Genomic DNA, 22,517 nt, shown 5'->3' with positions numbered 1-22,517 from the left:
TATTGGGTTCCAAAACCTCAAACCTAGTTAAAAATGCGTATTAATCAAACGTTATGCTTCCGGCTCAATATTGTATGGAGTAAGCAAATTTATCGGGGTTTTCGAGCAACTCAAGCAGGTTGTACTTCATGGTCACTGTTTTTTTGTCTTCCGATAATTTGATCATCGGGTTATCGGTCTTTTTCGCTGCACGGGGTAATTTAATGGTAGTGGTGTACAGGATCTCCATACCTGAGCTGTTCAATTGTTTCATTTGCGCCATTTCGGGGCGGTCCATGAATTCTTTATATTTCGCTGCATTTACTTTTTTCTGAATGAGGCCATTCTTGATGGTTACATCATAAATGGCGGCAAAATCGCCCATATCGGGTGCTTTGGGTGCGCCTGGTTGGTCGGCCGGTTCATCTTTTTTACCGAACATGTTCTTGAATGCGCTGGAAATACCGGTTCCGCTGCCGCCTTTGCCGCTCATTAACAGTTGCAGACTGTTCTGGTCTTTGAAAGGGAAATTCATATCCATTTTGAATATCTTTTCCTTGATATTCATTTGCATTTTCATTTTGCCATCTTTCATCAGCTCTTTTTGCTCAGCCGTAACATCTTTTGCCGAATCGAGCAGGCTTTTAAAAAGAATGGTGGTATCGTATACTTTATCGAGGCCATCTTTTTTCAATTCTTCATCGCCGGCGAAGGTTTGCATCATATCTATCAACTGGCCCATATCCATTTTGGTAACATAGGTGCCGCTGCCATCGGAGTTGATCTCAATTTCTTCATTTACTTCATAACAGCTTACAAAAAAAACAGAGAGCGCTACGGCCAAAACGTATTTGAAATACTTTTTCATTACAGGTGGTGGTTTATTACGGCAAGTTAATCGTTTTCAGCCACTCCTGCCTTGTACCAAACTGTAAAAGTTTGCGAACGGCTGGGCGCCAGCATATACAGGCCCATGCCATTATTGAAGCAATCGGGTGCGGCGCTGAGGTTTTCAATGGCGATGCTTTTGCGATGCGGTGGTGTATACAGCTGTAAATAGGGATAGCGGTTATTGGTGAAAATAGAAATATAAGCGCCGTTGGCGGGGTTGTACAACACTGCGCAGGGGCGTTGTTCCACCGGGTGTACTACAAAACAGTTATCGAGCTGCAGGTCGCCAATGCGGATGGGGTTCGAAAACCGGTGATCAGGAATGAGATTTCCGGTGGGAATAAGACCTTCATCGAACTCAACCATGGTATCGGAGCTCATCTGAAATTCGTAATCATTAATATTTCCGCCCAGTTGAAAATAGGGATGCCAGCCATCGGCCAGTGGAATTGATACGGTATCGAGGTTCAGCAGCACCGTTTCAACCTGCAAAATACTTTGCGGCAACAGGGTGTAGCGCACTTCACAAACGTAATCGTAGGGATAACCCGCGTCTTCGTGTTTGAAATGATATTTGAGCGTTACGTTGGCCTGGTTGTCGTCGGCAAATTCATCAGATATTTTAAAAGGTTTATCGAACAATAAACCATGAATGGCGTTTCCGTCGGTAAATTTTTTACTGATCTCGAATTCTTCGTCTTCGAGGGTATATTTCCCATTGCGAAGCCGGCAAACGAATGGTGATAATTTGCTGCTTTTGTAGGAGTTCGCCAGGGTTTGTTCAACATCTTCCTTACCGGAATAATTGTCGATAATATTCAGGGTTTCACCGTTTACCGGTATTTCAAAACCATGTAACAGGGCGCCATATTGAGGAAGAATGGTAATGATTGTATTTGTTGCATTATCTTGCAGCTTTACCAATGATAACCCGTTTTGGGTAATGCGGGAAACTCTGAAACTCATAGTATCAATTTAGGTACAAAGAAAATTTTTTAAAATTAATTTATCTAACGATAGTAGCATGATCAAAAAATTACAAAAGGCTTTCAGCGAACGCTTTAATAAGGAGCCAATCGTCTTTGGTGCACCGGGAAGGGTTAATCTCATTGGCGAACACACCGATTATAATAACGGTTTTGTGTTACCGGGCGCGGTTGATAAAAAGATCTATGTGGCCATTGCGCCCAATAATACCAATACGGTAAACGTATTTGCCAACCAGTTTAATGAGTCATATTCATTTTCTTTAGATATCACCGAGCCGCATAAGGGCTGGATGAACTACCTGCTGGGCGTTACCTATCACATTCAGCAACAGGGAAAAAAGATCGGTGGGGTTGATTTGATCATCGATGGCGATATTCCGGTAGGCGCCGGTATGAGCTCGTCGGCTGCTTTATGCTCGGCCTACGGCTTTGCATTGAATGAATTGTTCCAGTGCGGACTCAGCAGGATGGACCTCGCGTTCATTGGTCAAAAAACCGAACATACGTTTGTTGGTTTAAAGTGTGGTATCATGGACCAGTTTGCCAGTTTGCATGGTAAAAAAGGTCATGTAATGAAACTCGATTGCCGCAGTCTGGAGTATGAATATATTCCGTTCGATTTTCCGGGTTACAAAATCGTGTTGGTGAACAGCATGGTTAGCCATTCACTGGCCAGCAGCGAATACAATGTTCGCCGCCAGCAATGTGAGGAAGGCATTTCTATTCTGAAAAAGCATTATCCCGATATTTCTTCCCTACGCGATGTAGAACCAGCGCAGTTGCTGCAACATAAAGAGGAGCTGCCACCGATCGTATTCGATCGCTGCTCGTATGTGGTGTATGAGAAAGAAAGATTGCTCGCCGGTTGCGAAGCCCTCAAAAAAAATGACCTGACTGCTTTCGGAAAATACATGTTTGCCACGCATGAGGGATTAAGTAAGAAATATTCGGTGAGCTGTACCGAACTTGATTTTCTGGCTGAATGTGCTGAACATATTACCGGTGTTGCCGGCGCCCGTATGATGGGTGGCGGTTTTGGCGGTTGCACCATCAACATCGTTCAAACAGAAGCTGTGGAAACCTTTACGCAAAAGATACAGTCGGCATTTCACGGGTTGTTCAAAATAACACCTGAGGTATATGTAACGCAAATTGAAGACGGCGCGAAAGTATTGGATATGCAAACCGCTTAGTTCGCTAAAGCGCGACAGCTGCGGAAAATATAAAACAAAACGTCCCGATACATCGGGACGTTTTGCATTAAATATAAACCGGCAACAGGCGTTTTCTGGCGTTCGGCCGGTTTTGTGTTTTTCCTGGCGATACCCCAATTTGTATTTCGGTCATGTTCTTTTCTGGTTCGGCAAAATTTATATTCAGGAATACTTCCCGGCACTCATTGGTAACCGGTATATGATTTTCGGCCAACCGTTCCATGATCTGGGCATGACTGCCGGGCAATTGTTCCCAGGGCCCTTCATGCGGAAAAGTGATGGCTTTAAAAAAATCGAGCTCCTTTACCCTGAATCTTGATGAAAGAAATGCTTTTCTTACAGGAATAGCGATCTCGAGGGTGAACACCGTATCGGGGTTCCCATCCATTCCATAATAGATCCAGTGTAGCGGGCCATTGATAAAACTTTTGCGGCCGGCTTCTGCATATAATTCAGCCATAACCGGACCAAACTTTTGTAATTCGGCTATAGTGGTTTGATGTATACTGCTTAAAACCGTTAATGGCGGATATGTTTTGATGTTCATATGGATGCCGTTTGGATGTCGTTTGAATGTTTCATGACGTATGAGACAAGATAAATCAGACAAAATAGGTATACGAAGTAAGAAGTAGGAAGCACGAATTAAGAAGTATGAGATAAGAAATAGACGGTATGAAATAAGGCATGACTAATACTTAACAGGCAATAAAATTCAGCTTCTTCTTATGTCTTACTTCTTACATCCTATTTCGGCTTCTTCGGGTCCAATATTTTGTTCTTTCAAAATGGCTTCCTACAAACGCACACTATGCCAACGGTACCTTGCCCCAGGCTTCCCATTCTTCCTTGCTGGGTCCATATATGCCCGGAACTTTTAATCCGGCCATGCGCATCAGCACGGTCATTTGCCCCCGGTGATGTGTTTGGTGCGTTAGCAATACCCACAGCGAAAACCCATTCTTCCACGAAGCACCGTACATATTAGTGTCTTTTTCGAGCGTATCATCACTCCAGTGGCTGATAATGGCGCCTGCCAGCTGATCAGCATATTTTTTGTAATGTGTTACCAGTTCCTGTACAGTCGTATAGTTTACGGTTTCTTCCATAATAGGTAAACCCAATTGGTGGGGCATTTCAGTAACCGTTTCAACTATGTGATTGGCAAGCCGGCCCAGGGTGCGGCCGCCGGGAATAGCCACCTGCAGCGATTCGTCGGTAAGGCTTTTAAAGATCTTCAGCGTAGCGTCGGTCTCTTCTTTCCAGCGTTCGAGAAAGTCATGGATAGTGCGTATCATTTTGATCTGGTTTTTAATGTGAAGGTTACAAGACCAAAATAACAGCCGGTTTGTGACAACAGTATGTCAGTAGGAAGTTGTTGTTTGTAGATTTTTTTTGAAATGGGGCGTGTTTCAACACTTCGGCTTTCTGCCACCAGGCACACGTGCGCTCAAGGTATGCCCGCTCAATGCTTTAGCAACTGGTCCTTCGGCTTTCCGCCGGCAGGCGGATACGTGCGCTCAGGACCTTTAAGGCTGTTCAACAGGCAGATAGTGCTGGCGCACTTCTTCGGACAGTTCTTTCATGACGGTAAGCAGGGCTTCCGGTGATTCAACATTGACATGGTGTGTATACATCAACAGCCAACGGCCAAAGTATTCAAGATGCGAGGTCACAAAATATATGTACACGCCATCGTCTTTAACTTCTTCGCGCACATAACCGTAGAAATATTTTTGACTGCCCAGGTGACGGGCGGCGTTTTTTTCGAACCGCACCACTACTTCCTGCAGTTCGGAGCTCCTGATCATAGTTTGCAGGTACTCCTGCAGCGAGGGATGTGAATCGGGTTCGAAGGTTTTATCGAGTATTTCCAGGTGTTGTATGCGGCTTACCCTGAAATCGCGATACCCGTTGCGTAAATGACACCAGCCGATCAGGTGCCAGGCCTGGCCATAATGACAAAGTCCGATGGGCTCAAGGGTGCGTTCTGTCAATGCATCCTGGCCCGATTGATACCTGATATGAATTTCTTTTTTATCGCCCAGCGCTTTTTGCAGTTCTACGAGGTAACGGCCTGCTGAATCGTCGTGCGGCAGGCGCGACAAAACCGCAATATTATCATTCAGCTGGTCCATATGCTCCTTGTCGGAGGTGCGCAGTACCGCTTTTATTTTGAATAGGGCGGAATTGAATTGTTTTTTGATTGACTCGTCGGTGAGGTGTTCGGTAATTTTAGCGCCCAGCAATAAGGCAGAGGCTTCTTCCTGGGTGAACATGACGGGTGGCAACCGGTACCCTTCCATAATGGTATAACCGCTGCCTGCTTCGCCAATGACCGGCACGCCGCTTTCTTCCAATGCTTTAACATCGCGATATACGGTGCGTAAGCTGATGTTAAAGCGATCGGCTACCTCCTGCGCAGTAACCCTTTTTTTACTTTGCAGGTGAGTTAAAATGGCATGAAGTCGATCGATCCGGTTCACGAAAAAGCAGTATTTAGTTTGTTATAGCGAAATCCTTAAACGGTCTTTTCTATCCAGGCATCATTTTCCTTCAACAAATTAATCAATTCTTCAACAGCAATGGCGCTATCGACATTGCGTTTCACGATTTCTTTGCCTTTATATAAAGTGATCTTGCCGGGGCCGCTGCCTACATAACCAAAATCGGCATCGGCCATTTCGCCGGGGCCGTTCACAATACAACCCATGATGGCGATCTTCACCCCTTTCAGGTGATGGGTCACCGAGCGGATCTTCGCTGTGGTTTCCTGCAGATCGAACAGGGTGCGCCCGCATGAGGGGCAGGAAATATATTCTGTTTTGGAAATGCGTGTACGGGTGGCCTGTAAAATTGAGAACGAGGTGTTATTGATGAACTGGTGATTGTTCCTGGTTTCCAGATACGTGCGGCCACTCACTTTCTGGTTCATGATCTTTTCGGGCTCGTTCATGAGCCAGATGCCATCGCCCATACCATCGAGCAGCAACGCGCCACTGTCGGTTGAAAAATGGATCAGTTGTTCATCAATAGTTGTATCATGGCTTTCAACCGCCAGTATTACCGGACAGCTAATACCCTGGTTCATGAGCTCGATGATGTAACGCCGTACCGAAGGCATGGCATGCGCATTCGTAGAATACAGGCACAGCACTACTGTGTGATCTTTGCGAATTTTCTGTAAAAGTTCCTGTGAGGCAGGTTCGTTTACATTGGCCGACACAAAATTCAGGACGCCTGAATGATCGGTACGTTGCAGGTATTCGGTCGATTGAAACAACGGATAATATTTCTCTTTGTCAGGCGCATTTAACCAGGTAGCGTGATCGCAGATCACTTTCAGGGTGCCGGGCAAAGCAAAGTCGAGCAGCTTTTTACCGGTGTACAGGTAATCGGCTGCTGCGTCGGCAATGGTGAATTTATCCGTGGCGGTGTTATAGGTATAGCCAATGGCCTGCAGGTCTTCGTGGCGAATGGTGGCTGCTTTCATAAAGTCGGCCACTACCACCGGCACCTGCTTACCGCCGATATTTGAGACGGTGTTTGTATTTCTTCTGGTATATTCAAAGAGAGAAAAAGGAACTTTAATAATGGCAGGAATTCCGGATTGCTGATTTTCAATTGTCAGTTGCCGGCTTGTATATCGCTTCACCAGATCGCGGCAAACCGGGATCTCAAATTCAGGGTCTTCGGTCAGTGAAACGCGAATGGTATCGCCCAAACCATCTTCGAGCAAAGAGCCAATACCGATGGCCGATTTAATTCTTCCATCTTCGCCATCGCCGGCTTCTGTTACACCGAGGTGCAGGGGATAGCATTCGCCAAATTCATCCATCATCACGTTCACCAGCAACCGGTAGGCCTGTACCATTACCTGGGGATTGCTGGCTTTCATACTTAATACAATATTGTGATAGCTTTCATTGCGGGCAATGCGAAGGAATTCCATGGCGCTTTCAACCATACCCATGGGGGTATCGCCATAGCGGCTCATGATGCGATCGCTGAGTGAACCGTGATTGGTGCCAATACGCATGGCGGTACCATATTCTTTACAGATCTTAACGAGTGGTGTAAAACGGTCACGAATGCGATCTATTTCTTCGGCATATTCCGCATCGGTATAATCGATTTGTTCAAATTTCTTTTTATCGACATAGTTGCCCGGGTTCACCCGCACTTTTTCAATGATACGGGCAGCTATTTCGGCCGCATTGGGTGTAAAATGAATATCGGCTACAAGGGGTGTTTTATACCCTCTGCGGTGCAGCTCTTTTTTTATTTCCAGTAAATTCTCCGCTTCTTTTTTGCTGGGCGCAGTAATGCGTACCAATTCGGCGCCCGCTTCAATACAACGGATACTTTGCTCAACGGTAGCAATGGTATCCATGGTATCGGTAGTGGTCATGGTTTGCACACGAATGGGGTTGAAGTTGCCCAGCAGCAGGTCCCCAACTCGTACTTCACGGGTTGCCAGGCGTTTATATTCGGTCAGTGAGTCGCAGTAAAGCTGCATTGTATTATTTCAGGTTTAAAAGTAATTGCCGGTTGGTAAAACGGCAAAATGTCTGCAAAATTACGATAAAGTGGGAAGTAAGAGGTGTTAAGGAATAAGTAAAGGTAAATGCATGCTGCGGCAGGCTTATTACCGGTAATTGGCAATGGTGAATGGTCAATGGTCAATGGTGAATGGTCAATGGTGAATGGTTCCTGTTAGCCAGGTTTCTGACTCCCCCTTTAGGGGGCTGGTGGGTATTACCAGTCTTTTTCGGGCTGGGTTACAGCGCGGGAGCGGTTTTGCTGCATTTTTCGCTGAACTTCCTGTTCTTTTTGTTCAAGCGATTTTAAATACTGCTCCATCTTCTTTTTATCGAGCTTGTTGTTCTGCTGCTTTTGTTTTTGCTGCTGCTTTTGCTGTTGCTGTTTTTCCTGTGGCTGTTGTTTTTTCAGCTCGGTCAACGCTTTTTGCAGGTTGAAGCGGGCGTCTTCATCGGTGGGGTCGAGCTTTAAAGCATTTTTGTAGGATTCGATGCTTTCCAACAGTTTTTTCTGCTTTGTTAAGGTTACGCCCTTGTTATAATAGCCTTTCTCTTTATAATTCTTTTCATTCGATTTTTCGATCAGCTCATCAAACGACTTTTCCGCATCGGGCAAATTACCGGTGCGGTAGCGGGCATTGGCCAGGTTGTACCGGGCTTTTGTATTGTTGGGATTTTGCTCAATAGCTTTTTGATAGGCGGGCAGTGCTTTCTCATACTGCCGTTCTTTGTACAGCTTATTGCCTTCACGGATGGCAGCGTTTTCATCCTGCGCCAATACCCAGGCAGGGAGTACAATGAACAATGGCATGAGCCATACTATATAGAATAATTTTTTCAAGCTGCTTTTAATTTCCGTTCAGGTAAAAAGAATTCAATCAGCAGGAATACAAAGGCAATGGCCAGAAACCATTGAAAATAGTTTTTGTAATCCCTGAATGCATTATCATCAAGCGATGATGATTCAATAGTGCTTAACTGTTTGGTGATCGCATTTACTGTAGCGTCTACATCATTCAGTTTTACATAAACGCCCCTGGTAGCGCCGGCCAGTTGTTGCAATTCTGTTTCGTTCAGTCTTGATACAACGGTATTACCGGTTTCGTCTTTTTTGTATGTATTGGTGGCTGGGTCCATGATGGGCGCGCCTTCTGCCGAGCCAATACCCACTGTATTGATCATAACGCCGTCCTGCGCCAGTTGTTGCGCCAGGGGAACTGCCTGCGGGTCATGGTCTTCCCCGTCGGTGATCAATACTATTGATTTAAATTTTCTTTCCTTGCTGTTGAATGCGGAATTGCTGGCGCGTAACGCTTCTGAAATTACAGTGCCCTGGGTAGGCACTACCTCGGGGCCAGCCTGTTGAATGTACATGTGGGCAGCGCCATGATCGGTGGTGAGCGGCATTTGCAAATAAGCCCTGCCGGCAAACAGTACCAGCCCCACCCGGTCGTTCGGTAACTGGTCCATTAATTTATACACCAGCTGCCGGGCCCTTTCGAGGCGATTGGGTTTTATATCTTCAGCCAGCATGCTTTTGCTAACATCCATGGCTATTACTACATCTACCCCTTTGCGTTGAACGTTCTCCATAGCGCCCGGTTTTTGCAAATTGGCGGCAGCTATAATGACTGCGGTCAGCGCCAGGGCGAAGAACATGAATTTAAGGAGGAAATTAATGGGCGAATAATTGGCAATAAGGGCCTGAACCAGTTTTGGGTCCCCAATCTTTTTGATGGTATTTTTTTTCCAGTACAGTAACTGGAAGTATAATAATACTATCAGGGGAATAGTGGCCAGGGCTATCAAATACTCAATATGTTGAAACCTGTAATTCAATGTGATAATTGGATTATCGATAAAGTATTATGGGCAATGCAAGAATTAAACCAAATTACAATTCCATACAAATTAAGTATTTGCGCGCGTATTTTCCTGTTAAAATACATCGTATAATTAACAGGAACAGGCTTTTCATGATGCTGGGCGCCGGCGATCGCGCCCAGCATCACAACTTGTCCCGACAAAGTCGGGATTATCGAATTAGCTAATTATTTCTTGCCTTCGAAGAACCCGTAACTTTTCAGAATGGTTTTCAGCAATTCGACCCTGATGGTTTTGAAATCGACATTTTTATCGGGCGATTCAACCTGCAGCACAAAAAAGTAGGGATGGTTGTTTTCTTCGATCCAGCCAATGATCCAGCCGATCTGATTGCCTTTGTCTGTCGTGTTCCAGCCGGTTTTATAGCTCAGTTTGTAGTTGCTGTTGCTTTCCCACAACATCATGCTGCGTACAATGCGTTGTGATCTTTTTTGAAAAGGCAGTTGATCGAAATATAATTTCTTTACCAACCCCAATTGTTCATCGCCGGTTACTTTGGCGGTATTATCGAGCCAGAAGGTATCGAGGTTGTTCTTTATTCTAAAGGTATCGTACCGGCGGGCATAGCCTAAGGTATCGAGCCAGTGTTGCATTTTCGGCTGGCCAATTTTGCGGGCCAGTTGCTGGTACCATGGCGGACAGGAAATGCGGAAGGCATCCCACATGGTCATATCGCGGTTACATTCGGTGCGGGGGCGCGCCACACTGTCCCATTTAAACATTGTGTTGGTATCATTTACGATCCCTTCTTCTAACCCAATGAGGGAGTTTACGATTTTGAAAGTGGAAGCGGGCGTATAGGTGCTGTCGCTAAAGCGGGGCAGGTTGTAAATGGTAAAGCTTCCCTGACCGTTATCGAAAAGGCCAAAGCAGCCGGTGACTTTATTTTGATCGAAATATTTTTTCAGGCTGTTGTCTACTGTTACATTATTGGGTGAGCAGGCGGCCAGGGCAATTGTCACTAACAGGCCGGCTGTAATCCATTTAATCATAGCGGAAATTTGCGCAAAAGTAAGGCAATTGGTCAATGGTGAATGGCCAATGGTGAATAAGTTCCCGAAATGCTGTTTTCCCCTCTGCATTACTTCGGCATCCCGAACTTATTGATCAGGGCCAGCAGCACCCCGTTCGTCCAGCCGAAACCATCCTGACCGGGATATTCGCCACCGCCTGCTTCGAGGTTCAGGTCAACCACATTGTATTTTTCCATGAGTTTGCCGGTGCGTTTATATACATCAACATTCAGTTTGATCCAGCGTTCTGCAATATCGCGTGCCAGTTCGCGCTGGCCGCAGCGGTCGAGTCCCCAAATGGTCATCCATTCAAGGGGCGCCCAGCCATTGGGGGCATCCCATTGCTGTCCGGTTGTAAAGGGAGAAGCCGTAATACCACCGGGCTGTAATAATTTTGTTTTTACCTGTTCGGCGGCCTGGCGGGCAAGCAGGCTCATATAGTCAAGCTGTTTGGTGAACACGCAGAACGGGTACATACCGGCGGGCGTTACCACATCAGATGGTTTGCGGGTTTTGAAATTAAAATCTGTATAATATTTCAGGGTCTTGTTCCAGCAGTATTTATCAATGGCAATTCTTCTTCTTTCGGCTTTGCGTGTATAGTCGGCCGAAGCCTGGGCATCATGGACTATGAACTTGGCCTTTGCCAGCACGGTTTCCAACACATATAATAAACTGTTCAGGTCAACCGGCACCATGTTGGTAACGTTGATGGAGGTAAGGTTCTTTTTGTCTTTGAACCAGCGGCTGCTGTAATCGATGCCGCTTTCGGCGCCGGCGCGCAGGTTGGTATACATTTCCTTTTTATCCCGGCCCGATCTTTGGGCTGTTTCCACATCTTCTTTATAGCTTTCCTGGCGGGGAAAAGGATAATCGTCCCAGTAGCGGTTCAACACCAGGGTATCGTTTAATTTAACTACCCGCCTGACGGCCTGGCCCGTTTTTAATTTTGCGGCGCCTTCCATCCAGAATTCGTATTCCTTTTCCAGCGCAGGCATAAACGTTAGGTAGGTACTGTCGTTTTTGATCTCGGCCAGTAATTCAACCATCAGGGCAAAGAAGGGCGGTTGCGAGCGGCTGAGGTAATAGGTTCGGTTACCGTTGGGAATGTGCCCATAAATGTCGATCATCCAGGCAAAGTTCTTTACCATGTTTTCGATCATTTCGCCTTCACCGCTTGCCCGCAGGCCAAGCATGGTAAAATAGGAATCCCAATAGTACACTTCCCTGAAGCGGCCACCGGGCACAATATACGGGTTGGGCAATGCCAGTAATGAACTTCCTATAACAACGGTATCGGGCTCACGGCGCAGGTTGCCCCACAGGTTTTTTATGTGTTTGGTAACATCTTTTTCCTGCATAATGTAATTGAGCTGCGGCGGGGGCGGCGGCATTTCAAAATTGTTCTGAACAAATTGTTTCAGATCGAATTTGGCCGTGCCTTTCTGCTGCAGGTAATCGGTGACAATATTTTTGGGATTTCTTTTCGGTATGCAGTCAACAAATGTTTTTCCATCGGGGAATACCTTGCTTAACTGCACATCACGGAATAATTCGCCATAAATTTTATCAGGAGTAGCCGGCGGCTGCGCAATCGTGTAAACAAACTGCCAGCTGATCAGCAGGCACAGCATCAATTTTTTCATTCCTTACTTCGTTTAAGTTACCTGTGGTTGTTCCAGAATCAAATGTAGTAAGTAGTTATAAAATAAAAAACCGTCCCAATGGAAATCGGGACGGTACGTTTGACTTACTATTTATGCTCTCAAAAACAAAGGTGATCCCTTAGAACCGGCAATCCACCGTTATGTACCCTTCACGGCCATCAGATGACCAAATGCCGGGGTCGGGGTAAAAGGTTGGCCTTTTAGTGAAATATTGTTTGTTGGCTATCGTGCTCTGGTTCTCGAAAGAGATGACTTTACCGCTATTTGATTAATTATATTTTAGTTGCCCGCGCCATCGGTTTTAGCGCGTTGCACAGCATAATCGCCCACATGCTTCCCACAATCAAGACCGGTTTCACAATCGGCGCGGTAATGTATACCGGCCAGCATCCGCGATAAAGAGGCTTCCTGCGCCATGGCGGCATAGGCGCTTGCCCGCTCGGGAACGATGTACGACAAAATAGTGGCGGCAGCACCGCTAAAAGTGGAATGGCCTGAAACGTATGATGGGAAATTGGGAACACCGGTAAGGGTTTTTATTTTAGGGTTCATTTGCGAAGGCCGCGGATTGAAATAATAGTATTTAGTATCCCAGCATACAATGGCGGCATCCATCAGCGACATGTTCAGCAAGGCCATATTGCGGGCCCAGCGCACCTCGCTGTAATTCTTTTTAATAAAATCTTCAGCCGCAATAGCATCCCAATGACCGGGTGGGGTAGAAGTGCCTACGCCATCGGCCCAGAAATGCACAATACGGTAATGTTCACGTGAATCGTCCTTGGTAAGGTTATATATTTCCTCGGTTTCATCTTTCATTTTGCTGCTGGCAGTAAGCGGTGGCGGGCCGGGTCGTAATGAAATGGCAGTTAATGAATCGAACAGAAAGGCTTTCACTTTTCCGAACATCGGCAACATGGGTGGGCGTTTGGGCGTTTCCAGGCTGTACCAGGGTGTTTCACCTTTGGCTATACAATCGGTTTCCAGTTTGGTCCAGTCGGTTTGTGTGCCTGCTGCTGCCCCAGCGCGGTCGCCGCGGGCGCGGGTCACAAATTTTTGGGCCACTGCTTTACCCAGCGCTTCACCGGCTTCTATATCACTGCGTACATTGGCGCCGGCAATAATGCGGGCCCGTTTATGTTCTTCGGCTTTTTGCTGAATGTAATCCTGGTCGCCGGGAAACAACAGCTTCAACATTTCCACAGCGGCGCCTTCAACCACCGCATCTTCCGACGGATAGGAGGGCAGGTCTGATGTTGGTATCAATACATTGATAGTTGCATCTACTTTATAGGGCGCCGGCCGGTTGTATAATTTTTTATAATAGAACGCTGCTACCAGTGCATCGTACTGTGCAGCGCTTACATAGGCATAGGCACGGGCGGCATAAGGCGGGTTTGCAAACGGGAATTGCGGATAAGCCAGCGGGTTATTGGCGCTGGGGAAAGGATAGGTGCCGTCATCGTTTTGGTAAGGCGGCAGGTTATGTTTGGCAACCAGCTGCCGCAAGATCTCGTTCCAGCGCAATATGGCTCCGGCGCTCCAGTATTTTACGATGTTCTTTTCATCATCACTTAATGAAGCCTGCCAGCTTTTGATCTCATTCATTTGCGCGATATATTCCGGTGTGGTGGTAGCAACAGGCGCGGCGACGGCAAATTCACTGGCTGATGTGAGCAGAATGGGTTTCCAGCTGCCGGCATCAATATCGGTTTTATCGGGTTGCAATGCGGGCGCATCATCTGTACGGCCGCTTATGCTTTTTGAGCAGGCAAAAGGTACAACGGCTGAGGCGATGACCAGCAGTGCAATTGCCGGGTATAATAATTTTTTCATTTGGTTTGTTGTTGAAGCGATGAAGATGCTGGTTTCTTTTTATTGAAATCAAGTATATAGAACAAACCGCCGCTTATGCTGGTTGACTGCCCCACATTGCGCCCGGCAATAACATAATTACCCGTAGCGATTAAAGAGAGCCCCCGCGGTACGTTCAATTCATATTTCAACCAGGTACCCAGCCTTGTCGCATTCATTTTATTGCTGGGAAACGGCATGTTGTTGCGCGTTATATCAAAACCACCGAGGGTGGTTTGGTTATCGAGAAAAGCTTCGGCAACTACATTGTTATGCCTATAGCCGGTTCGTATGTTGAAAGTGAGCACATCGGGCATTGATACCTCGTTGGTATAATGCATTTCGGTGGTGTAATAGGCATCGCGGTCGATCTTTATATTGCTTCTGTATATATAGGTACCCGATGCGGTAACAAAGAATTTACCCAGCTGGTAATCGCCCATGGCCCTTAATGAAAAGGTTTTGCTGTGTAAACCGATAGAAAGTGGCAGAAAGTCGGCTACATAATTCGAAAGCGGCACCGATGCGCCGGCCAATGCGTACAGCGACAGATCGCCTTTACCGATCGTTTTATCGAATGCCATGTATTTTACCCATAACGAAGCATCCTGAATGCCCTTTTGGCCATGCAGAGTGCCTGCAGATGCCTTGGTAGTTACGTAAGGCACGTCGAACAGGACATTCAATTTATCACTTATGCCAAAAACACCCATCACGCTGTACATGTGTGTAGAAACGGTGCCGAGGTTCAGGTTCTCTCTTTTCAGCGTTCCCTCCCAATAATGCTTCCAGCTGCTATAGCCAAACATGGGTCCAATGCACAAGTTGTTTTTCTTCATCATAATGCCGTCGATATCTGTTTGGGCCATAGCGGGCGCCAGAACCAGAATAAGGAACGTAATTAACAGGCAAGATTGCCGGCAGGCCTTCCAGAATTGTATCATAAACAGGTTGGTTTTGCGCGTTGCGGTTAAAATTTAAAGGTGCAACCAATATTTACCAGGTAATCGGCAAAAGCGGCATCACCCTGGGCATGAACCCCGGTGGCTGCTGTTTTTAATTTATCGGCATTGCTTTGCGTGCGGTTCCGTTTAACAGCGTATGGAACATAGGCATATAAAGTAGCTTTTTTGAACTGATAGTTCACGCCCGGTTCAAGCGAAATAATATAACCCGGCCGGCGGAAACCACTGCTGCCTCCAACGAGGTCTTTCGATGGCTGGCATTCCATGCGCATACCGCCTGAAAGCGTGAATTTTTCAATACTGGCGCTGGCGCCGGCGCGTATCATATATTGGTCGGGCACGCTCATTACTGCGGTGCCATATTTTAATGCATCGGAAGATACGGTTCCACCCCGGGCGGTTGATACGCCATTTTGTTCGCGGGGATTAAGCAGGTAATAGAAGTTCGTATAAACCCCGAATTGCGGAATGAAATTATAATAAGCATTCATTTCGAAGGTAAATCCGGTTCCGCCATCACCTAACTGTATCGATTGATCGACCGGACCTAATATTTTGGTAGAATCATTTTTTATAAAATAGTCCTGGTACCGGTAATCGCCGGTTGGCAGTTTGAGACCCAAACCCACCTGTATGTTGCCCTTGGGCATTTTGCTTTGGTCGAACAGCCATTTATACACTGCTACGCGTACATCGCCGATGCCGAAAGCCTTGGTTGAATGCCGGGCGCTCTCCTCAGTACCGCCACCATGCTCATACAACGAGGAGCGGGTATTGGAAATAATGGGAACGTCAAGGCCGATTGACCAGCCATTTTTGAGATTGCGGAAAAGTGTAAGGTCCAACGTATATGCATAGTTAATTACTTCGGTGCCCTGTTCGAGGCGTTGTTTCTGTTCTTCGGTTCCAACAAAATGGCGGAACGATTTAAAATACCGGTTGCTGACCGACAGCATCCAGTTGTTGTTGTCGTGTTGCGTGGCCTGGTCGCGGGTGCAAAAGCCACCAGTGCTTCTTATAGCTACACAGCCCTGTGATTGCGCCTGGTGCGACAGTAAAAGGTAAAGAACCGATGCAATAACAATCTTCTTCATAATAGTTTGTTTTGGTGTGGTTGGATGTTTTAATGTTATTTACTGGCGAGCTGTTCTTTTCTCATATTAAGCTTTGATAACACATAGTTGCCCACTTTTTCGCCCTGTTCGCGGGCTACAATTATAGAAGGCCGGTAGTGAATACCACCATAGAAGCGGCTTATGCCGGCTTCATCAGCGGCTTGCCGGGGTGAATTAAAGGTTCGGTCGGGAAAGCCCCAGGGGCGTTCAGTACTGTCTCTGAACGCAGTTTGCTGTCCATATATATGTTCCAGTATGGTTGCAGCGGCAGTTGAAATAATGGAGTGGCCGCTGGTATATTCCGGAAAAGGCGGTGTTTGCAGAAAAGGTTTCCAGTTGGCATCGATGTACTTGTTGATCACTGTTTCGGGGCGCACCAGGTTAAACGTGTATTTGGCATCCCAGCAGGCGATAAATGCATCCATTAACCCAAAGGAAACTGCAGTATAGGTGTACACGGTTTTATTGAAGTTGGCTTGCTCGTTCTGGCAAATGATGCCGGTAATGCCCATCCAGTGGCCGCCTGGTGTCATAGCCTTGGTAGCATACATCGTATGCCCCACTACGTTTAGTTTAAAACCATTGCAATCCCAGAAGCTGGCGATGGCTTTTTGTTCTTCAGTTAAATTAATACCGGTATCCAGTACCTGTTTGGTCATTTTGTAAAAAGGGCAGGTGGAGTCTTTGCCAAATGCGCAGGGTGGCGGCGGGGCAAACTGGTTGCAGCTGTCGAGGGCAATGGTGCGAATGGTTTTCCATTGCGGTTCTACGGCCTGGAAATAGCCGGGTGGGGTTGGCACCCATTTGCCTTCGTCGTTGGGCACTGTGTATTTGGCCGCCGAACGGGTTTGTGCATAATTGTCTTTCTTGCTCCAGGCCAGTATGGCTTTGGCAACAGCTACGCCATAGGCTTCGGAGTTTTGCTTCATGTCGGCAGGCATTCCATGATCTTTGGCCAGCATTTTCAGCGAGTCAACAATTTTATCGGTCATGTCTTTTGAGAAGGTCAGCGTTCTGCCCACTTCCATAAATGCCAGCAGGGCGGCATATGGATAATCGATCGCTTTGCCGGCTTCGGGACTGGGCACTTCGGCAAAACCTTTCAGCTGACCCTTCAGCGATGTATAACTGCTATCGCCCCGCGCCATGGTTTCAAAAGCAGCCAGGTGTGAGTAAGCATAAATGCGGCTCGCTACGGGCGGCGTAAAAATATCATAGGTAATAACATCGGTGAGCTCACCGGTTATTTTACTATACAGAACAGGATCATGAAGTACTTGCTGGTAATCGGCAGCGCGTTGTGTACAGGCGACTGCGCCTACCATAATGATAGCAAACAAAAATGCACGCATGATTGTGTTTCAATTATGATTGAATCAAAAATTACATGAATGACAGGCTATAACTTTCCCATAAAAATTGATGGAACTAACCCTCGGGAGGCTGTGCCGGTGTTGTAGTGGGTGGTGAAGAGGGAATAACCGCCGCATAGGAGGTGTAATGGTGCTGCTGTGCAGCCAATGCTTCAAAATGCCAGTTATTTTGTTGTTGCCAGTATTCAGTTACCGGGCTCTTTACGGTGTGGGCAGGCGCCGGGCTTTTGGTGGGCGCATTCTGCAGATCGTTCACCAGCTTGAAGAATTCATCGCGGGCGTTTTGCAACCGCATCCGGTTTTCGTTGGGTAAACACAAAAGCACCAGTTCGCCATTGGCAACTTTACGCTTTACATATTTATAATGTATTCCGTTGTATTCAATTTCGCCATCGTACCGTTCAAAATCGGAAGAAACATTCTGGTAAGGCATGTTGAGGGGAATGCGGATCTCTATGAGGTTGGCTTCATTGTATTGGTTCTGATCGAGTTGTGATTCCAGCCGGGTATCGGCCCGGTGTTGAAGATAATCGGATAGCAGCCGATATCCAAACCAGTTAAACAGGAAGATGAGAAGCAGCAATATGGCAGCAGCCCGTTTCATCTAAGAGGCAATCGCTTTGAGTTACCACAAAATAAGACAATTCGGGGTATGAAAATGCTGTAAGCCAAAATATTTTAGCTGTTGTTTTGGTTATGAATGCAGTAGCAGTATCAGTCGATAACTATAAGTGCATGCTAACGGTGAGTTTGTAATCAAAAAAGTGTGGCATTAAATAAAAGGCAGATGAAGTAATGGGAACTTTGGCGTCACTGAACAATACTCCGGTTAGGTTGTGGTTTGGTTGTGGTCGTATTGTGGTAATATTAGGTTAACCTTTTGTTTACCCCTTAGGTAATAAAAAGGAAATGAAAAGGTAAAGGCAATATTACCCTAAAATAAAGGGTACCTGAAGAAGGGAGAAGAAAAGCCAACCAGGGGGTAATGAAAAGGAGAAGACGGGGTAATGAAAGGGTAAAGAAAAAGAGAAGGATACCCAGGCGGGAGGTAAAGAATAGGTAACCAGGGGTAAAGAAATGATTTTGTTGATCATAGAAATCAATTGGTTACGAAACGCAGCAGTAACCAGGAGGTAAAGAATAGGTAAAGAACCGGTTAGATCTGTTATAACAAAAAAAGCGTTCCGAAACCCCGGAACGCTTTATAACGTATTGAAATATTATTACTTAGTTGTTCAATTTCACAAAACCACCGTCGATGGGGTAATCGCAGCCGGTGATAAAAGAGGCCTCATTTGAGCACAGGTACAGCGCCAGGTACCCGATCTCTTCGGGTTTGCCCATACGGCCAATAGGCTGGGTCTTCGACAGCTTTTCAAACATTTCCTCTTCCTTGCCCGGATAGTTCTTAGCCAGGAAGCCATCTACAAAAGGGGTATGCACACGGGCCGGTGAAATACAGTTACAACGAATATTGTATTTCAGGTAATCCTTGGCAACTGATAAGGTCATACCTACTACGGCGCCCTTGGTCATGGAATAAGCAAAACGGTCGGGTATACCAACCAGTGAGGCAATAGAGGCCATGTTCACAATAGAGCCGCCGTTCTGTTTCATATGCGGCAGTACGGTATGTAAACAATTGTATACGCCTTTAACGTTCACGCTCATTAACCGGTCGAAATCGGTTTCGGCAGTGGTATCGGCAGTGCCGATGTGTGCAATGCCCGCATTGTTCACGAGGATATCGATGGAACCGCTGGCTGCAATGCCGTCGACTATTTGTTTTACTTCGGCCTGTTTTGATACATCACATTTGTAGAACTGTGCTTTGCCCCCATCTGTAGTAATTTCTTTTACTACATTGTTAGCGCCCTGCTCATCCATATCGAGAATATGAACGGCAGCGCCCTGTTTTGCAAATACAGTGGCAATAGCTTTTCCTATACCGCTTCCGCCACCGGTAATGATGGCTGTTTTATTATCGAGTCTAAACATGCGTGCGAAGATAAGTTGATATGTTAAACTGTTTTTACTTTATAACCTTTCCAACCAAAAAATAATACCACAATAAAACAGATCAATGGAATGATATATCCGTTTTGAATATTGTGGGTAATATCGGCAATGCGGCCCATGCCAAGTGGTATTAAGGCGCCACCTACAATTGACATAATAATAAGGCTTGAACCTAATTTGGTGTCGGCGCCCAAACCCTGTATGCCCAGCGCGAAAATAGTCGGGAACATGATCGACATAAAGAACCCAACACCAATAAGTGCATATACCGTTATCATGCCGGTGCTCACAATGGCAATGGCAGCTAAAACAATATTTATTGCTGAATAAATCACCAGCAGTTTATTGGGACTGATATATTTCATAAAGAAGGTGCCTGCAAACCGGCCAACCATGAAGGCGACCCCATATCCATATCCCAGGTAATTCGCAGCCGTTTTTTCATCAATGTGAGCAGCTTTCACCGCTATATTGATAAAGAAGCTGGTAACACAAACCTGTGCGCCCACATAAAAGAATTGCGCAACTACGGCCCATATTAAATGTTTGTGGCGGGTTGCATGAGCGAAGCTTGATGGCTTACCTTCTTCTTCCTTTATTTCGGGGAGCTTTGTAAATGCAAAGATCAATGCCACCACCAGGATGATGGCGCCCAGAATTAAATAGGGTCCTTTTACCGTGGCTGCTTCTGAAGCCAGATAGGCATCAAGCGCCTGTGGCGACATGGCCGCTTTTTGAGCATCAGTTAAATTGGTTCCTGATAATATGAATTTGCCACCGATTACAGGGGCCAGTACAACAGCCAGTCCGTTAAATGATTGCGCCAGGTTTAACCGTTGTGTGGAGGATTCTTTGGGCCCCAACAGCGAAGCATAGGGATTGGCAGCCGTTTCCAGAAAGGTAAGTCCGCTGGCAATGACAAACAGGGCACCTAAAAATAAAGCGTACACTCTGGTATCGGCCGCAGGTATAAATAATAAGGAGCCTGTACCAAATAGCAATAATCCCAAAATGATCCCTGATTTATAACCATACTTTCTCATTACAAACCCGGCGGGCAATGCCATGGCAAAATAGGCAATGAATACCGCTGAATCAACGAGTGATGATTGCAAATAACTTAGCGTAAAAGCTTTTCGCAGGTGCGGTATTAAGATCGGGTCCAGATTATGCACGAAACCCCAAAAGAAGAACAGGCTGGTCACTAATATAAAAGGGAACAGATAGCCTTTTGTCTTGTTTTGATTCAGGGTTGTGTTGGTCGATGTTGGTAGGGCCATGCAATCGGGAATTTATGTTTATTGTTGTTGGATGTTATTCAATATTAAGTCAATGACCGGTCAAGATGTGTGTAGCCGCCATCTACATAAATGATCTGTCCGGTGGTATGGCTCGAGCGGTTGCTCAGCAGGAAAACCGTCATATCGGCGATCTCTTCTGATGTAGTGAAACGCTTCTCAAATGGTATTTTGGAAACGATCTGCGCCAGTTTTTCTTTCGGGTTCGGTAATGAGTTGATCCAGTTCTCATACAATGGTGTCCATACTTCGGCAGGGATCACGGTATTTACCCGAATAGAATGGGGTAATAATTCAACGGCCCACTCACGGGTAAGGGCGTTGATGGCTCCTTTAGAAGCTGCATAGCCCGAGGTATTACCCTGACCCGTGTCGGCTACTTTGGAACCTATATTAATGATATTGCCTTTTGTTTGTTTCAGATAAGGCAGGGCATAATGCGCCAGGTTATAAAAATGGCTCAGGTTCTTTTGCAGCGACTGAAAGAATTTTTCGGGAGAACCGCTTTCCAATCCTACGCCGTCGTTTACGCCTGCATTATTGATGAGCCCGTCAATGCGGCCGAATTCTTTTACTGTAAAATCGATCACTTCTTTACAGGCAGTGGCTTCGGCCAGTTCTACTGCTATGCTGGTTGCTTTTCCTTTTGCTTTTATAATTTCATCTACTTTGGCCTGGTTATCTTCTTTCTTTCTTCCTGCAATCACTACAATACCGCCCTCGGCAGCAATTGAACTACATATGGCCGCACCAATTCCCTTGGCACCTCCGGTAACAATAAATACTTTGTTGGTGAGATGTAAATCCATGTTAGTTATAAATTATAAAATTGAATGGCATTAAGGCCAAATACTTTTTCCCTGTCTTCCGGTGTATAATTCTCCATGTATTTCTCCAGCAAACTTTTCCATTGTATATAAATGCCGCTGAGCAACATTACGGGCCAGTCGCTGCCGAACAATAACCTGTTTGGTCCAAAGGCTTCAAACACCACATCGAGGTATGGATAGAAATCAGCCGCGCTCCATTCTTTCCAGGCCGCTTCGGTGAACAGGCCCGAGAGCTTACAGTTTACATTGGGGAATGTGGCTATTTCTTTCATCAGCCTTCTCCATTCGTCAATGTTTTTATGGCGAATATCGGGTTTGGCGCAATGGTCAATCACAAACGGCATACCGGCAGGCATTGCCTTTACAAAATCAATTGCCGGCTGCAACTGGTGATGATAGATGAGAATATCGTACGTATAGTTGTATGCCTGTAAAGCGGCCACACCGCGGCGGAAATTTTCGCGGTACAGAAAATCACCTGGTTCGCCCTGCACTACGTGGCGGTATCCTTTAATAATGGGATACTGCGAAAAATAGCGCAGGCGTTCTTCAATATTTTCGGCCTGCAGATCGATCCAGCCTACAACGCCTTTGATGATGGAATGTGTTTTGGCCAGCTCAATCAGGAAATGGGTTTCCAGTTCTGTTTGTGTTGCCTGTACCGCCACTACGCCATCAACATTATTCCTTCTTGCCACCAGCGACAGGTGCTCAGGTAAATAATCCTGCTGCAAGGTCTTCATGGAATTATCTATCCAGTCGTAGGTTTTTTTATCGTATTTCCAGAAGTGGGCATGTGCATCGATCACAGCAGTGCGCCGCTCGGAAGAACCACCAGGGTCATCGGAGAAGGCAGCATCGTAATATTTTTTCATATTCATGTGT

20 protein-coding genes are annotated in these 22,517 nt (G+C 46.2%); 1 reads left to right on the top strand and 19 read right to left on the bottom strand.

Features of this window, described 5'->3' with window-relative positions; genetic code table 11:
- Positions 1-64 precede the first annotated feature (64 nt).
- A complete protein-coding gene (locus A3860_RS00970) occupies positions 65-847 on the bottom strand; it encodes a hypothetical protein (RefSeq protein WP_081144661.1) in 783 nt (260 codons plus the stop codon).
- 26 nt (positions 848-873) lie between these two features.
- Positions 874-1,836, bottom strand: coding sequence for an aldose 1-epimerase (locus A3860_RS00965; protein WP_081144660.1), 963 nt, complete (start codon positions 1,834-1,836; stop codon positions 874-876).
- A gap of 58 nt (positions 1,837-1,894) precedes the next feature.
- Here A3860_RS00965 and galK point away from each other — a divergent pair, with 58 nt between their 5' ends.
- Complete coding sequence (gene galK / locus A3860_RS00960) at positions 1,895-3,052, top strand: galactokinase (RefSeq protein WP_081144659.1); 1,158 nt, start codon at positions 1,895-1,897, stop codon at positions 3,050-3,052.
- Positions 3,053-3,119: 67 nt separating this feature from the next.
- On the opposite strand, the gene A3860_RS00955 is transcribed toward galK, so the two are convergent.
- From A3860_RS00955 to A3860_RS00875, 17 genes are all read right to left on the bottom strand, one after another.
- Positions 3,120-3,620, bottom strand: coding sequence for a GyrI-like domain-containing protein (locus tag A3860_RS00955; protein WP_081144658.1), 501 nt, complete (start codon positions 3,618-3,620; stop codon positions 3,120-3,122).
- 262 nt (positions 3,621-3,882) lie between these two features.
- Positions 3,883-4,371: a DinB family protein gene (locus tag A3860_RS00950; RefSeq protein ID WP_081144657.1), complete on the bottom strand. Its 489-nt coding sequence runs from the start codon at positions 4,369-4,371 to the stop codon at positions 3,883-3,885.
- Positions 4,372-4,602: 231 nt separating this feature from the next.
- Positions 4,603-5,559, bottom strand: a complete 957-nt coding sequence (locus tag A3860_RS00945; protein ID WP_081144656.1) for a helix-turn-helix transcriptional regulator — start codon at positions 5,557-5,559, stop codon at positions 4,603-4,605.
- 35 nt (positions 5,560-5,594) lie between these two features.
- Positions 5,595-7,592, bottom strand: coding sequence for a (E)-4-hydroxy-3-methylbut-2-enyl-diphosphate synthase (ispG, locus tag A3860_RS00940; protein ID WP_081144655.1), 1,998 nt, complete (start codon positions 7,590-7,592; stop codon positions 5,595-5,597).
- 239 nt (positions 7,593-7,831) lie between these two features.
- Positions 7,832-8,455, bottom strand: a complete 624-nt coding sequence (locus A3860_RS00935; RefSeq protein ID WP_081144654.1) for a tetratricopeptide repeat protein — start codon at positions 8,453-8,455, stop codon at positions 7,832-7,834.
- Positions 8,452-9,453, bottom strand: coding sequence for a VWA domain-containing protein (locus tag A3860_RS00930; RefSeq protein WP_081144653.1), 1,002 nt, complete (start codon positions 9,451-9,453; stop codon positions 8,452-8,454). The genes A3860_RS00935 and A3860_RS00930 overlap by 4 nt, the downstream gene beginning before the upstream one ends.
- A gap of 212 nt (positions 9,454-9,665) precedes the next feature.
- The gene (locus A3860_RS00925; RefSeq protein ID WP_081145139.1) at positions 9,666-10,490 is read right to left on the bottom strand and encodes a penicillin-binding transpeptidase domain-containing protein; all 825 of its coding nucleotides are present in this window, start codon (positions 10,488-10,490) and stop codon (positions 9,666-9,668) included.
- Between the two features lie 89 nt (positions 10,491-10,579).
- Positions 10,580-12,157 carry an alpha,alpha-trehalase TreF gene (gene treF, locus A3860_RS00920; RefSeq protein ID WP_081144652.1) on the bottom strand — a complete coding sequence of 526 codons (1,578 nt, stop codon included), beginning with the start codon at positions 12,155-12,157 and terminating at the stop codon, positions 10,580-10,582.
- Between the two features lie 300 nt (positions 12,158-12,457).
- Positions 12,458-14,014 carry a vanadium-dependent haloperoxidase gene (locus A3860_RS00915; RefSeq protein ID WP_081144651.1) on the bottom strand — a complete coding sequence of 519 codons (1,557 nt, stop codon included), beginning with the start codon at positions 14,012-14,014 and terminating at the stop codon, positions 12,458-12,460.
- Positions 14,011-14,976 carry a transporter gene (locus tag A3860_RS00910; protein ID WP_081144650.1) on the bottom strand — a complete coding sequence of 322 codons (966 nt, stop codon included), beginning with the start codon at positions 14,974-14,976 and terminating at the stop codon, positions 14,011-14,013. Before A3860_RS00910 ends, A3860_RS00915 begins: the two co-directional genes overlap by 4 nt.
- 26 nt (positions 14,977-15,002) lie before the next feature.
- Entirely contained in the window at positions 15,003-16,091 is a 1,089-nt protein-coding gene (locus A3860_RS00905) for a transporter (RefSeq protein ID WP_081144649.1), read from the bottom strand.
- 35 nt (positions 16,092-16,126) lie between these two features.
- A complete protein-coding gene (locus tag A3860_RS00900; RefSeq protein WP_081144648.1) occupies positions 16,127-17,464 on the bottom strand; it encodes a vanadium-dependent haloperoxidase in 1,338 nt (445 codons plus the stop codon).
- 76 nt (positions 17,465-17,540) lie between these two features.
- The gene (locus tag A3860_RS00895; RefSeq protein ID WP_081144647.1) at positions 17,541-18,089 is read right to left on the bottom strand and encodes a hypothetical protein; all 549 of its coding nucleotides are present in this window, start codon (positions 18,087-18,089) and stop codon (positions 17,541-17,543) included.
- 623 nt (positions 18,090-18,712) lie between these two features.
- Positions 18,713-19,483, bottom strand: coding sequence for an SDR family NAD(P)-dependent oxidoreductase (locus A3860_RS00890; RefSeq protein ID WP_081144646.1), 771 nt, complete (start codon positions 19,481-19,483; stop codon positions 18,713-18,715).
- A 23-nt stretch (positions 19,484-19,506) separates the two neighbouring features.
- Positions 19,507-20,784, bottom strand: a complete 1,278-nt coding sequence (gene fucP / locus A3860_RS00885; RefSeq protein ID WP_081144645.1) for an L-fucose:H+ symporter permease — start codon at positions 20,782-20,784, stop codon at positions 19,507-19,509.
- Between the two features lie 44 nt (positions 20,785-20,828).
- Positions 20,829-21,611, bottom strand: coding sequence for an SDR family oxidoreductase (locus A3860_RS00880; RefSeq protein ID WP_081144644.1), 783 nt, complete (start codon positions 21,609-21,611; stop codon positions 20,829-20,831).
- 5 nt (positions 21,612-21,616) lie between these two features.
- Complete coding sequence (locus A3860_RS00875; RefSeq protein WP_081144643.1) at positions 21,617-22,513, bottom strand: amidohydrolase family protein; 897 nt, start codon at positions 22,511-22,513, stop codon at positions 21,617-21,619.
- Between the last annotated feature and the right edge of the window lie 4 nt (positions 22,514-22,517).

This window comes from Niastella vici (assembly GCF_002077945.1).
GTDB lineage: Bacteria > Bacteroidota > Bacteroidia > Chitinophagales > Chitinophagaceae > Niastella > Niastella vici.
Note: the sequence above shows the minus strand (reverse complement) of the source record. Positions and strands in the feature narration are given on the sequence as shown.

What these genes read in the sequence shown, in the direction of transcription:
- A3860_RS00895 (WP_081144647.1), bottom strand. Translation starts at nt 18,089, where the DNA reads ATGAAACGGGCTGCTGCCATATTGCTGCTTCTCATCTTCCTGTTTAAC.
- A3860_RS00910 (WP_081144650.1), bottom strand. Translation starts at nt 14,976, where the DNA reads ATGATACAATTCTGGAAGGCCTGCCGGCAATCTTGCCTGTTAATTACG.
- A3860_RS00970 (WP_081144661.1), bottom strand. Translation starts at nt 847, where the DNA reads ATGAAAAAGTATTTCAAATACGTTTTGGCCGTAGCGCTCTCTGTTTTT.
- treF (WP_081144652.1), bottom strand. Translation starts at nt 12,157, where the DNA reads ATGAAAAAATTGATGCTGTGCCTGCTGATCAGCTGGCAGTTTGTTTAC.
- A3860_RS00875 (WP_081144643.1), bottom strand. Translation starts at nt 22,513, where the DNA reads ATGAATATGAAAAAATATTACGATGCTGCCTTCTCCGATGACCCTGGT.
- ispG (WP_081144655.1), bottom strand. Translation starts at nt 7,592, where the DNA reads ATGCAGCTTTACTGCGACTCACTGACCGAATATAAACGCCTGGCAACC.
- A3860_RS00880 (WP_081144644.1), bottom strand. Translation starts at nt 21,611, where the DNA reads ATGGATTTACATCTCACCAACAAAGTATTTATTGTTACCGGAGGTGCC.
- A3860_RS00955 (WP_081144658.1), bottom strand. Translation starts at nt 3,620, where the DNA reads ATGAACATCAAAACATATCCGCCATTAACGGTTTTAAGCAGTATACAT.
- fucP (WP_081144645.1), bottom strand. Translation starts at nt 20,784, where the DNA reads ATGGCCCTACCAACATCGACCAACACAACCCTGAATCAAAACAAGACA.
- A3860_RS00905 (WP_081144649.1), bottom strand. Translation starts at nt 16,091, where the DNA reads ATGAAGAAGATTGTTATTGCATCGGTTCTTTACCTTTTACTGTCGCAC.
- A3860_RS00925 (WP_081145139.1), bottom strand. Translation starts at nt 10,490, where the DNA reads ATGATTAAATGGATTACAGCCGGCCTGTTAGTGACAATTGCCCTGGCC.
- A3860_RS00915 (WP_081144651.1), bottom strand. Translation starts at nt 14,014, where the DNA reads ATGAAAAAATTATTATACCCGGCAATTGCACTGCTGGTCATCGCCTCA.
- A3860_RS00890 (WP_081144646.1), bottom strand. Translation starts at nt 19,483, where the DNA reads ATGTTTAGACTCGATAATAAAACAGCCATCATTACCGGTGGCGGAAGC.
- galK (WP_081144659.1), top strand. Translation starts at nt 1,895, where the DNA reads ATGATCAAAAAATTACAAAAGGCTTTCAGCGAACGCTTTAATAAGGAG.
- A3860_RS00950 (WP_081144657.1), bottom strand. Translation starts at nt 4,371, where the DNA reads ATGATACGCACTATCCATGACTTTCTCGAACGCTGGAAAGAAGAGACC.
- A3860_RS00965 (WP_081144660.1), bottom strand. Translation starts at nt 1,836, where the DNA reads ATGAGTTTCAGAGTTTCCCGCATTACCCAAAACGGGTTATCATTGGTA.
- A3860_RS00900 (WP_081144648.1), bottom strand. Translation starts at nt 17,464, where the DNA reads ATGCGTGCATTTTTGTTTGCTATCATTATGGTAGGCGCAGTCGCCTGT.